This window comes from Shewanella hanedai, assembly GCF_007197645.1.
Lineage (GTDB): Bacteria > Pseudomonadota > Gammaproteobacteria > Enterobacterales > Shewanellaceae > Shewanella > Shewanella hanedai.
Genome location: NZ_VKGK01000005.1, coordinates 16591 through 31554, shown reverse-complemented (window position 1 = coordinate 31554; position 14964 = coordinate 16591). Strand labels below are relative to the sequence as shown.

Genomic DNA, 14964 nt, shown 5'->3' with positions numbered 1-14964 from the left:
CTTCATCTCCTAAATAAGATCATTTAAATGTTCATCGACAAAGTGAGTTGAAATCATGCCATCAATAAACTGAGGGTGTTTTAATGTCGCTTGTAAAAAAGCAATATTGTTTTTAACTCCCTTAACCTTAGATTGATTAAGCAGATCCATCATTTGCGTAATGGCTTGAGTACGATCCTGTCCCCAGACAACCAATTTCGCTAACATAGGGTCATAATGAATCGTAACGCTATCACCGACTCTATAACCGGTATCAATGCGGGCATTTTCATTCGCGCCAATCGTAAATTCAGTCAGCTCACCTGGTGAGGGAATAAAATGAAAACTGGGGTCCTCGGCATATAAGCGACATTCAATTGCAGCCCCGGATGTCATAATCTCACCTTGTTCGATAACGGCTTGTGTTCCCTCAGATTGACTGATTTGCATTTTGACCAAATCACGGCCTGTCACCATCTCAGTCACAGGGTGTTCGACTTGAATACGAGTATTCATCTCTAAGAAGTAAAAGTTCTGTGTATCCGCATCCAGTACAAATTCAACGGTACCTGCTCCTTGGTAATTTTGATGCTGAGCTAAACTCACCGCCGCGATGGCCATTTTAGCGACAACATCAGCAGCTAGATTCGGGGCGGGTGACTCTTCGATAATTTTTTGAAACCGCCTCTGAATACTGCATTCTCGTTCATGTAGATGAATTGCTTTGCCATTACCAAAACCGAATATCTGAATTTCTATATGCCTTGCATTCGCTACATAGCGTTCAAGGTACAGGGTACCGTCGCCGAATGCTTGCTCTGCTAAATTAGCCGTTGATTCGACTACCGCAGTTAACTTGGTAGGATCAGTGACTAACTTCATGCCAATCCCTCCCCCACCCGCTGTGGCTTTGACGAGTAACGGAAAGCCAATTTCACTCGCAAGCCCAAGTAAATCCGGTTCATCATCAATGGTAAACCTATCGGTACCTGGCAACACCGGAACATTCGCCGCTTTGGCAATCTGACGTGCACTGTCCTTATCACCCATTTCATCAATACAATCAGGACTAGGGCCAATCCACAACATGTTCTCGCTAACCACTCTACGAGCAAAGTCACTGTTTTCGGCTAAAAAGCCATAACCAGGGTGAATCCCATCAACATTTGCAGACAATGCCACATCCAATATCGTTTGTTGATGCAGGTAACTCTCTTTGGGCGATGCTGGTCCAACACAGAAAGATTCATCAGCAAGTTCACAATGCAAAGACCCAAGATCAGCCTCTGAATATATTGCAACGGTCGATATGCCCATGGACTTGGCCGCGCGTATGACTCGACACGCAATTTCACCGCGGCTAGCCACAAGTAATTTTTTTATTTTAGTTTTCATAAGACGCTCTTATTATGTTGATAGTTGTTAACTGTCTGACTAACGGCCAGTCCAATCTCTTTCGCATTTGGGGTATCAGAATGAATGCAAATACTCTGTACGGTGACCGGAATGACAACGCCATTAATTGAGCTGACGGTTCCATCATGTAACACCCGTTCCATCTTCTCCCTTACTTGCTCTGGGTCGATATGATGGTGTTCTCGAGTAATGATTAATTGACCTTTATCGCCATAATCAAGATCAGCATAAAACTCAGCGACAAACTCAACCTCATGCTGTCGGCAAGCTCGTTCTAAAACCGTGCCTGACATGCCATAAACGGGTACCTTAAATTTTAGTGCGACATCACACAGCACATTCGCTGTATCTTCATCAACAGCTGCGCGGCCATATAAGGCACCGTGGGGTTTGATGTGGTTTAAGGGCATGTTTAATGTTTCTAAAAACCCTTTTAACGCCCCTATCTGATAAATGAGATCTGAGCGTAACTCCTCACAACTCAACTCAATGAAACGACGCCCAAAACCTTGCTTATCAGGATAAGAGGGGTGTGCACCAACCTTAACGCCATATTGTTGAGCCAACAAAACCGTTTTATGCATAATCACAGGATCTGATGCATGAAAACCACAAGCGACATTAGCAGCAGTAATAAAGCCCATTAACTCTTCATCATTGGCGAGCTTATACAATCCATAGCCTTCACCCATGTCGCAATTAATTTCAACAGTCATCATCATTTCCCCATTCTTTGTCTAAATTGATCTGCAAGTACGGCAATAATTAACAGCACGCCAATGACGACAGTTTGAAAATATGATCCAACCTTGGCCAAGTTCATGCCGTTTTGAATCAAACCGATAAATAAAGCGCCCATCACCACACTGGGAAGTCGCCCTACACCACCACGTAGTGACACTCCTGCAATGACACACGCTGCAATGGATTCAAGCGGCAAGGAGGCACCAATATTGGCTTCACCTGTTTCTAAACGCGCTGTTAATAACAACCCACTAATGGCTGCTAATAATGCACACAGAACATAGGTGCTAAATAACACTAACTTGGTATTGATACCTGAGAGCCTTGCCGCTTTAACATTGCCACCGACAGCGTAAAAGTAGCGACCACCCACGGTATAATTTAGAAAGAACCATAAGAAGACAGCGATAGCTAATGTGATAACAACAGGCGTAGGCACACCGAGTATTTGACCAAAACCAAACAGATCACTAAAGCTTTCTGGCATACCATAAACCGGAGTACCTCCTGTCAAATATAAGGCAAAACCTAGGCCTATCGAGGACATCCCTAAGGTCATCATGAACGGAGACACTCGGCCATACGCCACTCCAAGTCCATTAATCACACCAATAGACATCCCTGCGAGCAACCCTGCAACTGAGCCAACAAAAATGGCCAGTTCGACTTGTCCAGGCCAATGCAAGTTAGCCCAAGCCATCACCATTGCAGCGATAACCGATGTCAGCGCAATAATAACGCCAACGGACAAGTCAAAACCTCCGGTGAGCAAAGCAAACATTTGTCCCATTGCAACCAAGATTAAATAAGTTGATTGCCTTGCTACATTGAGCAAATTATCTGTGGTTAAGAAATTTCCAGATAGTAAGGTAAATGTCACGACTGCTATTAATAACAAAAATGGCAAAACACCTAACCGATAAAATATATTGCTAATGACTTTCATCGCCCGATTTATTCCTCCTGAACTCATATGGCGAATGTTGTTTTGTATGTTAGACATCATGCTGCCTCCCCCTTAGCAAAAAAATGGCTAAGAACGCTCTGCTCGTTAATCTGTTCTTTTTCTAAATGCACCGCGATTTGTCCTTCACAGAACACGTAGGCTCTATGTGTTAAATGTATTATTTCAGGAAGATCTGACGAAATAAGTAAAATGGCAGCTCCCTGTTGGCAAAGTTCAGCAATGAATTGGTAGATCACTTTACGAGTTGCCACGTCGACACCGACCGTGGGCTCATCGAAAATAAACACCTCAAATTGTCGAGAAAGAGCCTTAGCTAGCAAGACTTTCTGCTGGTTCCCACCACTTAAACTGTTAACTAGATGATGAGAATCATCTGCTTTAATCCGCAACCTTTTCATTAACGTATTGATGCGCTGTCGTTCATTACCTCCTTTTAGTACATAGCTATAATCAAAACTAAACTCATTCGTTTTTAAGGCGCTTAACGTCAAGTTATGACCAATACTGGCATCAATGACTAAACCTGAATCATGGCGATCCGGGGAGCAGTAATACAACCCCGCCTCAATCAAGGTACTCGGAGTCGCAACAGAAATATCTTTAGCACAAACCTTGATTTGACCTTGGGTTTTAGGGGCTAACCCATAACAGACTTGAGCAAACTCAGACTTACCTGAACCAATAAGTCCAGCCAAGCCCACTATTTCCCCCTGCTTGACATGTAAACTGATGTCATCGATCCCAAGCTCCGAAGATAGATTGCTCACTTCAAACATGATGTTTCCAGCAGTAGACTCAACATTAGGAAATACATCTGATGCCGACCCTCCAGTCATCATCTCGACTAAGCTATCTTCATCAAGATCACAGGTATTTAAACGCCCAATTAACAAGCCATCTCTTAGCACTGTCACTCGATCGGAGATTTGGCGAATCTCAGCCATCCGGTGAGTAATATAGATAATGCCAACCCCTTGGGACTTAAGCTTGTTCACTAATCGAAATAACTGCTCCGTTTCATGCTCTGTTAACGACGCGGTAGGTTCGTCCAAAATAAGCACCGAGACATTGGCACAAAATGCTTTTGCAATTTCCACCATCTGTTGGCCTGCACGAGGTAACTCACCCACTATTTGATCAGCGGTTAAATCGAACTCCAACTCATTAAGGACTGCATTGGCTTTATCATTCATTGCTGCTTTATCTAGCACATAACCACTTGATAACTCATGACCAAGAAACATGTTGTCTGCAACCGTTAATTGCGGAACTAAAGAGAACTCTTGGAATACTGCACATATCCCCAATAACCTCGCCTCTTTTACTGATGAGAAAGCCACATTCTTGCCATCGTAATTAATCTGACCTGAACTCGGTTTATTCGCACCGGCGATTAATGAAATTAGAGTTGATTTCCCCGCACCATTCTCACCAAACAATACATGCACTTCACCTCGTTCTAGCTCAAAATCGATAGGATGAAGAGCCGTGTTTTGTCCGTACTTCTTGCCTACTTTCGATAATGACATAATGATGTCATTATCGTCGTTCAACTCTGAATTCATGATTGACTCCCCTTTTAATCGAGATTAAAAGTAGGTTTGAAGTTCATCGGCGCTAATGCACCGTCACGGTTGAACGTATTGATGTTGCTTTCATCGACCATAAAAAGCTGTGGCCCCACATGCATGCGATATGGAATGCCCTCAAGCACACGAACAGCCTGATCTACCGCTATTCGACCTTGTATCACAGTTGAATCTGTTGGAGCTGCCATGATCCTTCCTGACTTGATGCCATTTTCAACACCTGGGGTAAAATAGTAGGAGATGACTTTGATTTCCTTCGCCAGCCCTCGGCTTCGTAAAATACTGGCGGCCGCTTCAGCTGTAACAGCGGTTCCAACGATGTAGTCAACATCTGGGTGAGCCTGCAAAGTGTCCTCAACCAATTTAGTTTGAACCTCTTTTCCTGTGTCACCATATTTGGTTTCAAGCAGCTCAATAGCGCCATTAGCAACCGCAGCAGAAAACCCTTTGTGACCCGCTTCTACCCAGCCAGCACCTGAAGGGCCAGGAAACCAAGCCACTTTCATTTTTTTCGAACCATTTGGATGCATAGCCACTAAATACTCGCCCGTTTTCCCGCCCATTTCACCAAAAGAAACCAACGATTTAGCGACAATATCCGTTGATGAAACACCGTTAACAACATCAATCACGGGAATGTTTTTATTACGCGCCTCACTAATCACATTATTCAAACCTTGATACGAAATCGCTCCCACAATGAGGGCATTGGCACCGGAAGAGATACAGTCTTCAATTTGTGAAATCTGTTTACTTAAATTGGTGTACCCTCCAGCTTCCACTAAATTTATCTTGACGCCTAACCGCTCAGCTTCATTGATAATCCCGTAATTGACCGCAGTCCAATAAGCGTCTTTCATGTGTGGAAATGACACACATAACTGCCATTTCTTTTTCGCTTTCTTAAGAGGCACGTATTGCAAACTTGTCTTTTCACTTTCCATATCAAAAGGCGGGTTCAGTACATCAACTTCATAGGGGTACCAATTTCCATCTTTACTTTCAGAGCCATGACTTGGGCTTGCCGATAAAACGAGTGCCATGAAAATAAATATTAAACGTGTAAATTTCATTTTAATCTCCATCTTTATTGTTATTAAGATTTGTAGTGGTATTGAATTAATCCAAAATAAAACTGGCTTTGTTAAAAACTTGTTTTATCTTTAACCCTAAGCGAACATTTGTGAATTTAGAATTTCAACTGATTAAATTCTGATTTTCAGAAGACTATAAAAATGAAAATATAGCTTTTAATAGATTGATTAATAAGTAAAACTAAAATTAACAAAAACAAGAGGAAAATATTAATGTCCATTACACTTAGACAAATAAGGTATTTTGTTGCCGCTGCGGAAAGTGGAAAAGTCACCGAAGCAGCAGCCTCAATTGGTATTTCTGCTTCAGCAGTGACCAGTGCAATTCAAGAACTTGAATCTATGCTAGGTGTATCTTTATTTGACCGACATCATAAAGGATTGAAACTGACTTATAACGGCTACCACTTCTTACAGCACTGCCAAAATATTTTATCCGCCGTCTCTACCGCGATGCACACATTCAAAGACAGAAAACAATACTCAGGGAAGCTTAAGTTGGGGGTAAGTCCGACAGTTTCGGGTTACTTTCTAACTCCGCTACTCTCTCGATTTGGTCGGGCATTTCCTAATGTAAATGTCGAAATTTTAGAATTAAAACGACAGATTGCAGAATCAAAAATAGCTAACGACCAAATTGATATTGCGATTTTATTAGTCTCCAATGCTGAAGAGAGTGACCAGTTATCCAGAGAAGTATTAGTCAGCTCGAAGCGTAAAGTGTGGACAGCAACCGATCATCCTTTACTGCAGAAAAAATCAATCAGCCTTAATGATATCGCTACATACCCCTACGTGCAGTTAACCATTGATGAAGCCGCTAAGAGTCATATGAATTATTGGGAGACATTTAATTTAAAACCCAACATTGTATTTGAAACCAGTGTGATAGAAGCCGTAAGAAGTATGGTTGCCACCGGTGAAGGCATCACCATTTTGTCAGATATGGTGTATCGTCCTTGGTCGTTAGAAGGTGAAAGAATAGAGTCACGCAGTATTGTTGATGACATACCAAGTATGGATGTCGGCCTTATGTGGATGACAAAAGAAGAGCTTCCTGAATTAACTCAAGCTTTTATTGAATTCTGTAGAATGGAATATAATTCAGGACAGGCAAGATAAAAAGTTACATATATATATTATTTAAGCTCAACTTCTACAAATGAAAAATCAAAGTCGTTAATATTAACCACATTGTGTTCAACGCCTGACAGACGAGAATAAGATTTACCCGCTTTCAATTCGACAATATCATGTCCATTCCTTGTTTCTAATAATAAGCATCCATCCATATCTGGGATCACAATATAATCTAAACAGTGATGATGCCAACGAGTTTCGGCACCAACAGAAAAACACCACTGCGTAACCAACACTCTGTCATTATCAATTTGAACATTTGAAATTGCTTGATCTCTAACTGAATCCATAAACACCTCAAAAAAACCACTTAGTCATCCATAAAACTAAGTGGTTATGAATCGTAATATTACATTTAGTTTAATCTTCTACGCTAGAAAAAATACACAGCGCCTAAGTTTAGTCCTAGATTATCAATACTTTGATTTTTATTGTTTTCAGATTCATACATGGACACTTCAGCCACCAAGGTGAGTCCTTCAAACAAGCTATGATAGGCGCCAAATGTTAGCTTTTCACTTTGCTTAAGGTTCACTAACGGATCATTGGCATTTCTGTCCAATGTTGATATTCCATAATTAATGCCGACACGAGTGTCTGTGAAGCTATACATAGCCTGCACAAAGTAGCCATTCGAGTTTCTCGCATTACCTTGGGCATCGATACCATCGAAAAACAACCCTGAGTGACCGACACCTTTCGCATCATGATAAGAAGCCACAAGAGAAAGCGCCCCAAAATTCATTTTACCAGTGACATCCCAAGCAAAAGCGGTTTCGTTCACCTCATTATTATCAATCTGCTGGGTTAACCAAGTGCTAGATATAAACCCCTTTTCAAACTCATACTTTAATTTCCCGTGAAAACCTGGCGTTTTAGAGCCTGAGTCACCTACAAAGGTGTTTTCAGCCCCTAGGGTCGATGGATCTAGCGGTTGATATACCCCAACAGTGGCACTCAGACCGTTTTTGGTAGGAAACGAATAGTTAATTTGCGCGAGGCGATCGACAAATATATAACCATACCCAGAACTTCCTAATGTGGTGTTTAATGGAGATTTTATAATGGCTGAAGCACCTACGCCTAATAAAGACATATCGGACAATATGACATCGATTCCAAATACACCGTAGTCTCGTCCAATTTTAACCTCACCGTAATGGTCATTTGCGACAGTTAAATATCCTCTAAATGACTCCGTTGTGCCTCCGCCATTAAATGGCCCATTAGTAACGGTTCCCCCTTCATAAGCAAAATGCACGGCAACATGGTAATCATTAACCGTTCTAGAAATACCGAAATCGATACCTGTTGGTAAATATCCATTCGCAACAGAGGTTGCATCATCGCCTATACATAATAATGGATTACCCGCGACGACATTAGTACTGTTATCACACTGCACGTAAGAGAGGTGGCCATTAACATTACCATTAATATTTAACGTCCATGGATCAGCTTGTATTTCTATTGCTTGCACACCACAACTGGCTATACCAGCAGAACATCCAAATAATATTGATACTATTAATTTTTCTTTGCACTGTTTCATTATCTATTCCTATTTAATTATTTTTGTTGTTTCTTTGAACAAAACTACATTCATAATTAAATTTGTAAATTCAGAAATACTATTTAGAATATTCTTAAAAATAGAATGCAAACAAGTAACCATTAGAAAAAGAAATCAATGGCAGAATATAAACAGTTCGATATCAATCGCTAAATAGAGTTAATCTAAAAATACATTGATGAACATCAAAGTGGATAAAACAAGAGAAATAAATCATTCAATGACAGAAAGCAAAAAAAAAGCCGTCAAAGACGGCTTTTTCAACAATATGGAGGTATTAATCGCCCGATACAGGATCAATAATTCTCTTATTGCTAAATGAGTATAGACGCCATTCTAGCCTCCAACTCATTTATTTCTATTTTTTACTGTTAAGCTTAAGCTGCGCTTTCTTAAGGTTTTCTTTGTGATCACGGCGGTTTTGAATCACAGCACCGACATCACTACCGATATGAGCTTCACCACGCTTGTCTGCGAGTTGCATCTGACGCTCTCGTTCTTCAAAGCGCTGACGCTGCTTATCTGAAATGGTGTCGATACAATGAGGACAACTGACTCCCTGAACAAATGCTTCACTGGCTTTTTCAGCCTCTGTTATTGGCATACGACAAGCGTTGCATTGATCGTATTGACCTTTTTCCAAGTCATGGTTAACCGCAACGCGATTATCAAACACAAAACACTCACCTTCCCACAAGCTCTCTTCCTGCTTAACCTCTTCAAGATACTTAAGCACGCCGCCTTCAAGATGATAAACCTCATCAAAGCCTTGCTCTTTGAGGTAAGCGGTGGATTTTTCACAGCGGATCCCACCCGTACAAAACATGGCCACTTTTTTATGCTTCGCAGGATCGAGGTGTTCTTTTACATAAGCAGGGAATTCACGAAATGTGTCGGTCTTAGGATCGACAGCATTTTTAAAGGTTCCTATTTTGACTTCGTATTCATTGCGGGTGTCGACCAGTAACACCTCAGGATCTGAAATAAGCGCATTCCAATCTTTAGGCTTAACATAAGTGCCAACGACTTTGAGTGGATCAATACCCTCGATCCCCATCGTCACGATCTCTTTTTTTAATTTCACCTTGGTACGATAAAAAGGCATGGTTTCATCGAACGAAAACTTATGCACTATGTTATCAAGGCCCGGCTGTCCAGCCAGCCAGATAAGTAGGTTATCTATCGCTTCTTGTGAGCCCGCGACAGTACCGTTAATCCCTTCGTTGGCCAGCAACAAAGTGCCTTTTATGCCTGATTTTTCCATCTCGGCTAATAGGGGTTTCTGGATCAGTTCAAAATCAGGAAGGGAAACAAACTTATAAAGGGCACAAACAACAACGTGGGACATACTAACCTCTACTGCTTGCTGGAGCTTAATCTCCAGTGCATATTGACTCAATGATAGACTGGCTCACAATTGTGAGTGAGCTAGTTAGCAAAAACGGCGAGAATCATACATGAGTAACATAAACACAAACAGAGACAAAAAGTAGGGGTATTAAGAAAATATGATGACTTTAGTCTCCCAAGTTCAATTTGAAGTTAAATCTTGATTGTTTTTTGATAAGAAAAGCCACAACATAATAAAGAATTCAAGCAACTTACCAGAGAAAATCATGTCTTTAGCCACTCTCTACTCATTTAGACGCTGCCCCTATGCCATGCGCGCTCGACTTGGCATTTCCCTCTCTGGCACTCAAGTCATGTTAAGAGAGATAATCCTAAAAAATAAACCTCAGCAAATGTTATATTCATCCCCAAAAGGAACGGTACCCGTACTCATCACTTCAGATAATCAAGTGATCGATGAGAGTATCGATATCATGTGTTGGGCACTAATGCAGAAGGATCCTCTGAATTTATTGCTGACCGATAAGCCTGAGTTACAAGAGATAGCCATGGCATTAATCAAGACTAATGATGATAACTTTAAACCTTGGCTAGACAAATACAAGTACGCCGACAGATACCCTGAATTCACTAAAGCACATTATCGCGATCAGGGCATGATATTCATCTCCCACCTGGAAAGCCTCTTAGCCAAGCATGATAATCTGCTCTGTCATACAGCCAGTATCGCTGATTATGCAATCTATCCCTTTGTACGCCAATTTGCCCATGTAGATAAAATGTGGTTCGAAACATCCCCTACCCCCAATGTTCAGGCCTGGTTAGCTAAACATTTAGCCAGCTCTACTTTCATCGACATAATGATAAAATACCCAACCTGGCTCGACAGTGAAGAAGAGTTTGTATTTGGTTAATGTTTAATGGGTGAGGTTCATAGAGAACTGACATGACTTTATATGACTGTCATGTCAGAAATCACCACTTAAAATACAACGAACCAAATAGATTGCTTCTTAGACTGATGTTTATTATATCTACACTACATTTAAAAGATCACATATATGCAAAAGCATCGGAAAACATTTGTTCTGATTTAGCACTCTTTTTTGCAACTAATTTATCTTTTGCTGCCTTAGTCATCAAATTAGGCCCACAGACATAAATATCAAAAAGCGTAAGAACAGTAAAATCATCCATGACAGCATCAATAACCGTGCCTTTTTTTCCTAACCACGTATATTTACTGTCTTCTAATACCACTGGAATGTAATGTAAATTACTGTGGTGACTGCATAATAACTGTAGTTCTTCATCTGCATACAAAAAATCTATATTTTTCACTCCCCAATAAACATAAATAGGTTGAGTGAAACCTCGGTTTAAACAGTTTCGAAGAATACTGCTAATATAGGATAAACCTGTACCACCGGCAATCAACAATATTGGTTTATTACTGCCTTCACGTAACCACGCCTCTCCATGTGGAGCATCTATCACGATGGTACTATTTTTTATTAGAGCATCACCAAAATATTCCATTACATCTAAAGAACTGTTTTCATTTGAACTGCCAACATGCAGTTCAATCACACTATTATCTGTTGGACAACTAGCAATAGAAAATGGTTGCCTTTTATTACCACTTAAATTTATATATATATACTGCCCAGCTTTGAAATCAATAGGAACATAAGGTTTAATATAAACTTTATATATATTTTTATTTATTAACTCTATTTTTGATACGCTGCATTTTACTTTCATATATTATATCCACCACGCAGTATTAATTATTTACTTTCATTGTATTAATCATTGAAATAGCACACCCTTTCTGTGCGCGTGTATTTAATCTTCGTATTATCTCAACTTTTGTACCAGGATAGGGATCAGGGCTTTTAACATGATGGATAATACCTATATCATCTGTAACAATAAATGCTGGGTATCCTGTTGATGATGCATCCATATAGCTTAATAATCCTTGTTCACCGTCAATAACTGGCTGTAGTGTTTCAGGATCAAGAGCGCGAGCATAAACCCAAGGAGGAACATGCTTCCTTTGATATTCATCTTCAAAAAAACACGTATTTAACTCTACTTGATTAAAAGTGTCTCTAATTTGATTGATGTTATTCAAATGAAATACTTCCATTAACATAGCATTAAAATCATCACGACTTAAGGACTCACTTTGATTTAACTTCCAACCACCACCAGTGATGATGTGCAATCTATTCCCCGCAATAAATTCAATATCATTGGCATTAATGTACTGACATAATAGATAAATAAAATAAGGAGGACCAATCAAGCAAATATCTTTTTTAGTGTTATAAATACGAAATAAATGATGCATTGTTTTTTCTAAATCAATTTCATCGTTATTGACAGTGAATTCGGTTGGGTAAAGTAATTCAACCAAACTCATTACATACTTAAACCATATATTATTAGTGTTAAAACGGTCTGGACCAAGATTAACCAATTCCATTTCGTGTTCAAACCAATTACCGACATATTTCATGCCAAAATTAACTGAACCAAGTAACCTTTCAATACTTAGTCGATCACGAGCAATATTACTTTTCATACCACTAGTACCGCTACTTGTATACCAATTCTCAATATCATCTTCACTAGCAGTATGTAGTTTCATATATTTAAAAACAGATGTTGGAAACACAGGAATATCATCAATTGAAGTGATATTCTCATTAACATGTTGTGTAATACAATATTTCCTATAACTTTCATTTCTATTATAATGATAGTTAAACGCTTCAAGGATAAGTTTATTTTGAATTTCTTTTTGCTCTTCAAATGTCCACTCTTGTGGGTTACTCATAAAAATAAGATCATCTATCTCTGAGCTTGCTATAACTTGGTACTCTTCAACTATACATTGAGTATTCATATACAACCTAAATAGCAGGGGTTATTAACATTATTTTAAATAGTGGTAAATTATTTCTACCACCATTTAAAACCAACGAACACTATGCCTTAATATTTTTAGATATTTTGTCATTTGCCATATTAATAATATTTTTAACATCATTTGAATCCTTCATGGATTCAAATGATAACAGAATTTTTTTAACTCCTGTTTTTTCAACTGCTAGTTTAATTTGGTCATAATACTCGGCATCAGTACCAATCGCGTTCTCTGCAATGATTGAATTTATTTTAGCCACATGATCGATGTCTGGATATGTTTCAACAATATAGTTTTTCAAGTACCCCTTAGCTTCATCGCGAGCTAAATCACCATCAGCATTCAAATTGACAATGACTGTAAGTTGGTGCTCTACATTTGAAATGTCAATACCATAACGCATCGCAATTTCATTATAAAGCATTGCATAACTTTCTTTATCTGCAAGACTATCATCCCATTTAAACGTCAGAGACAATGCATTTTTAGCGGCCCATTCAACGACACTTTTACTTGTTGCTACTACATACTGCTTAGGCCCATTTTTACTAAAACAATGTGGGTTTATTGACACTTTAGGGAAATCGTAAAAATCATTTTGAGGGTGGCAATATCCAGTCGTCAACGCCTCATTAATGATGTCATAACAAGCTTCAAATTGCTGTTGCCGAGATGCTAAATTACGTTTAAAGAAATCCATTTCAAAGTCGTTTTCACTATTGCTGAATCCCAGAATGAAACGACCTTCAGACATCTGGTCTAATAAACTTGATTCCTCGGCAACACGTACTGGATGGTGAGTTGTAATAACTTGATTTAAAGAGCCAATATGCAGCCTATTAGTCAATCCAAGTAAAAAACCAGCCGCTGTAATAGGTGAAGCTATAATGCCACTTTTAGAAAAATGATGTTCGTATATGAGTACTGTATCAAAATGATATTCATCAGCATCAACAAGAGACACCATGCTCACCATATTATCTAAAGTGTTTTCTGAAGTCATACCATCTAGCTGAAAGTTGAGGAAAAACAATCCAAATTTCATAATATTTCCTTACTATATTTAATTAAATGTATTAATGACTAGCTAGGGTCTTTCAAAAAAGGAGCCACTTGTGTCATAAACCGTCCCATAGAAGCCACTATTTCCTCTTCACTACCATTTGCTTCAAACCCACAGGTGATATTAGTAATACCGGTCGCATCAATATCACGTTGAATAATTGAAATACATTCTTCAGGTGTGCCTACAGGGTTAATTTCATTACTGTAATCAACACGTCTGTTGCTATTTGTATGACCTTTTAGTACAAAATCTCTCCACTGACCTTTGTGATAGTCATAGCCACGAGTTTGGTTGCTATCATTGAATATGTTGGTAGCATTAACATAAGAGTCATACCAATTAGCAAGAAAAGCACGGCATACATCACGTGCCTTATTACTATCATTATCCACTGAGCATATAAATGTCATACAATGATCAATCTTAGTAATATCATGACCATGCTCTATCGCAATTTCATTATAAAGTTCCATTTGCGCTTTTTTCTCGTTGGTTCCAATTATCCAGCTAAGCACCATTGGCAATCCCCGCTCAGCTAACCACTCCGTTGTGCTAGCTGACTCCGCTGTCATACACGTTGGGAGCTCCTTTGAATAAGCTGTTGGATATACCTCAACTTCTGGGAACTCTATATGTTCCCCATCTGAGCTTATACGTCCCGTTTTTACGCCATCAATGATCATGGTATGGAAGCTTTGAGTTATCCCGCGTGAGTCTTCCATATTGACGCCAAATACCCTGAAATCTTTATGGTATAAACCTCGAACAACGCCAAAATTAAAACGACCTTTAGACATTTGATCCAATAACAATACATCTTCTAGTTGTCGAACTGGATGAGCTGTAGGGAGTACAACCCCCATCGTCCCAACTTGCAGTGTTTTAGTTCGGCCAAGTAGATTTGCTGCAGCAACAAAAAGGTTACCAGTAAGACCGAACTCAGTAAAATGGTGCTCCAGAGTCCAGTATGTATCAAAGCCAAGTTCTTCCGAAGCAACGCCAAGTCGAATAAAACGATCCATTACCTGTTTATGAGTCTCACCAGGCGGTTGATATGAAAAACAAATATTTCCGAACTTCATAATTATTTCCTTTATTTTATATAACC

Annotated in this window: 14 protein-coding genes; 2 read left to right on the top strand and 12 right to left on the bottom strand. The window is 39.4% G+C overall.

From position 1 onward, the window contains the following. Nucleotides 1–9: 9 nt before the first annotated feature. Genes FN961_RS05720 through torT form a run of 5 tightly spaced genes read right to left on the bottom strand, consistent with a single transcriptional unit; the run spans nucleotide 10 to nucleotide 5768 of the window. Entirely contained in the window at nucleotides 10–1374 is a 1365-nt protein-coding gene (locus FN961_RS05720) for an acetyl-CoA carboxylase biotin carboxylase subunit (protein ID WP_221936100.1), read from the bottom strand. Beyond that, the gene (pxpA, locus tag FN961_RS05715) at nucleotides 1371–2117 is read right to left on the bottom strand and encodes a 5-oxoprolinase subunit PxpA (RefSeq protein WP_221936099.1); all 747 of its coding nucleotides are present in this window, start codon (nucleotides 2115–2117) and stop codon (nucleotides 1371–1373) included. The genes FN961_RS05720 and pxpA overlap by 4 nt, the downstream gene beginning before the upstream one ends. Continuing rightward, nucleotides 2114–3145, bottom strand: a complete 1032-nt coding sequence (locus FN961_RS05710; protein ID WP_221936098.1) for an ABC transporter permease — start codon at nucleotides 3143–3145, stop codon at nucleotides 2114–2116. Before FN961_RS05710 ends, pxpA begins: the two co-directional genes overlap by 4 nt. Next, nucleotides 3142–4671 carry a sugar ABC transporter ATP-binding protein gene (locus tag FN961_RS05705; RefSeq protein ID WP_143563598.1) on the bottom strand — a complete coding sequence of 510 codons (1530 nt, stop codon included), beginning with the start codon at nucleotides 4669–4671 and terminating at the stop codon, nucleotides 3142–3144. Before FN961_RS05705 ends, FN961_RS05710 begins: the two co-directional genes overlap by 4 nt. Nucleotides 4672–4685: 14 nt before the next feature. Continuing rightward, nucleotides 4686–5768: a TMAO reductase system periplasmic protein TorT gene (torT, locus tag FN961_RS05700; RefSeq protein ID WP_143563597.1), complete on the bottom strand. Its 1083-nt coding sequence runs from the start codon at nucleotides 5766–5768 to the stop codon at nucleotides 4686–4688. A 234-nt stretch (nucleotides 5769–6002) separates the two neighbouring features. Here torT and FN961_RS05695 point away from each other — a divergent pair, with 234 nt between their 5' ends. After that, on the top strand, nucleotides 6003–6911 hold the full coding sequence (locus FN961_RS05695; protein WP_143563596.1) for a LysR family transcriptional regulator: 909 nt from the start codon (nucleotides 6003–6005) through the stop codon (nucleotides 6909–6911). A 17-nt stretch (nucleotides 6912–6928) separates the two neighbouring features. Here FN961_RS05695 and FN961_RS05690 read toward each other — a convergent pair whose 3' ends face one another. The 3 genes from FN961_RS05690 to trhO form a co-directional block, all read right to left on the bottom strand. Further along, complete coding sequence (locus FN961_RS05690) at nucleotides 6929–7219, bottom strand: cupin domain-containing protein (protein ID WP_143563595.1); 291 nt, start codon at nucleotides 7217–7219, stop codon at nucleotides 6929–6931. A gap of 83 nt (nucleotides 7220–7302) precedes the next feature. Beyond that, nucleotides 7303–8481 carry a porin gene (locus FN961_RS05685; protein WP_143563594.1) on the bottom strand — a complete coding sequence of 393 codons (1179 nt, stop codon included), beginning with the start codon at nucleotides 8479–8481 and terminating at the stop codon, nucleotides 7303–7305. A gap of 379 nt (nucleotides 8482–8860) precedes the next feature. Then, a complete protein-coding gene (gene trhO / locus FN961_RS05680; protein ID WP_143563593.1) occupies nucleotides 8861–9850 on the bottom strand; it encodes an oxygen-dependent tRNA uridine(34) hydroxylase TrhO in 990 nt (329 codons plus the stop codon). Between the two features lie 268 nt (nucleotides 9851–10118). On the opposite strand from trhO, the gene FN961_RS05675 reads away from it, so the two are divergent. Continuing rightward, nucleotides 10119–10766 (top strand): glutathione S-transferase, encoded by a 648-nt coding sequence (locus FN961_RS05675; RefSeq protein WP_143563592.1) that lies wholly within the window; start codon nucleotides 10119–10121, stop codon nucleotides 10764–10766. Nucleotides 10767–10905: 139 nt separating this feature from the next. On the opposite strand, the gene luxG is transcribed toward FN961_RS05675, so the two are convergent. The 4 genes from luxG to luxA form a co-directional block, all read right to left on the bottom strand. Then, nucleotides 10906–11616, bottom strand: a complete 711-nt coding sequence (luxG, locus tag FN961_RS05670) for a flavin mononucleotide reductase LuxG (RefSeq protein ID WP_143563591.1) — start codon at nucleotides 11614–11616, stop codon at nucleotides 10906–10908. Nucleotides 11617–11638: 22 nt separating this feature from the next. Then, complete coding sequence (luxE, locus tag FN961_RS05665; protein ID WP_143563590.1) at nucleotides 11639–12769, bottom strand: long-chain-fatty-acid--protein ligase LuxE; 1131 nt, start codon at nucleotides 12767–12769, stop codon at nucleotides 11639–11641. Between the two features lie 82 nt (nucleotides 12770–12851). Continuing rightward, complete coding sequence (gene luxB / locus FN961_RS05660) at nucleotides 12852–13835, bottom strand: luciferase subunit beta (RefSeq protein ID WP_143563589.1); 984 nt, start codon at nucleotides 13833–13835, stop codon at nucleotides 12852–12854. 38 nt (nucleotides 13836–13873) lie between these two features. Further along, nucleotides 13874–14938: a luciferase subunit alpha gene (luxA, locus tag FN961_RS05655; protein WP_143563588.1), complete on the bottom strand. Its 1065-nt coding sequence runs from the start codon at nucleotides 14936–14938 to the stop codon at nucleotides 13874–13876. Nucleotides 14939–14964: the final 26 nt, after the last annotated feature.

What these genes read in the sequence shown, in the direction of transcription:
- FN961_RS05720 (WP_221936100.1), bottom strand. Translation starts at nt 1,374, where the DNA reads ATGAAAACTAAAATAAAAAAATTACTTGTGGCTAGCCGCGGTGAAATT.
- pxpA (WP_221936099.1), bottom strand. Translation starts at nt 2,117, where the DNA reads ATGATGATGACTGTTGAAATTAATTGCGACATGGGTGAAGGCTATGGA.
- FN961_RS05710 (WP_221936098.1), bottom strand. Translation starts at nt 3,145, where the DNA reads ATGATGTCTAACATACAAAACAACATTCGCCATATGAGTTCAGGAGGA.
- FN961_RS05705 (WP_143563598.1), bottom strand. Translation starts at nt 4,671, where the DNA reads ATGAATTCAGAGTTGAACGACGATAATGACATCATTATGTCATTATCG.
- torT (WP_143563597.1), bottom strand. Translation starts at nt 5,768, where the DNA reads ATGAAATTTACACGTTTAATATTTATTTTCATGGCACTCGTTTTATCG.
- FN961_RS05695 (WP_143563596.1), top strand. Translation starts at nt 6,003, where the DNA reads ATGTCCATTACACTTAGACAAATAAGGTATTTTGTTGCCGCTGCGGAA.
- FN961_RS05690 (WP_143563595.1), bottom strand. Translation starts at nt 7,219, where the DNA reads ATGGATTCAGTTAGAGATCAAGCAATTTCAAATGTTCAAATTGATAAT.
- FN961_RS05685 (WP_143563594.1), bottom strand. Translation starts at nt 8,481, where the DNA reads ATGAAACAGTGCAAAGAAAAATTAATAGTATCAATATTATTTGGATGT.
- trhO (WP_143563593.1), bottom strand. Translation starts at nt 9,850, where the DNA reads ATGTCCCACGTTGTTGTTTGTGCCCTTTATAAGTTTGTTTCCCTTCCT.
- FN961_RS05675 (WP_143563592.1), top strand. Translation starts at nt 10,119, where the DNA reads ATGTCTTTAGCCACTCTCTACTCATTTAGACGCTGCCCCTATGCCATG.
- luxG (WP_143563591.1), bottom strand. Translation starts at nt 11,616, where the DNA reads ATGAAAGTAAAATGCAGCGTATCAAAAATAGAGTTAATAAATAAAAAT.
- luxE (WP_143563590.1), bottom strand. Translation starts at nt 12,769, where the DNA reads ATGAATACTCAATGTATAGTTGAAGAGTACCAAGTTATAGCAAGCTCA.
- luxB (WP_143563589.1), bottom strand. Translation starts at nt 13,835, where the DNA reads ATGAAATTTGGATTGTTTTTCCTCAACTTTCAGCTAGATGGTATGACT.
- luxA (WP_143563588.1), bottom strand. Translation starts at nt 14,938, where the DNA reads ATGAAGTTCGGAAATATTTGTTTTTCATATCAACCGCCTGGTGAGACT.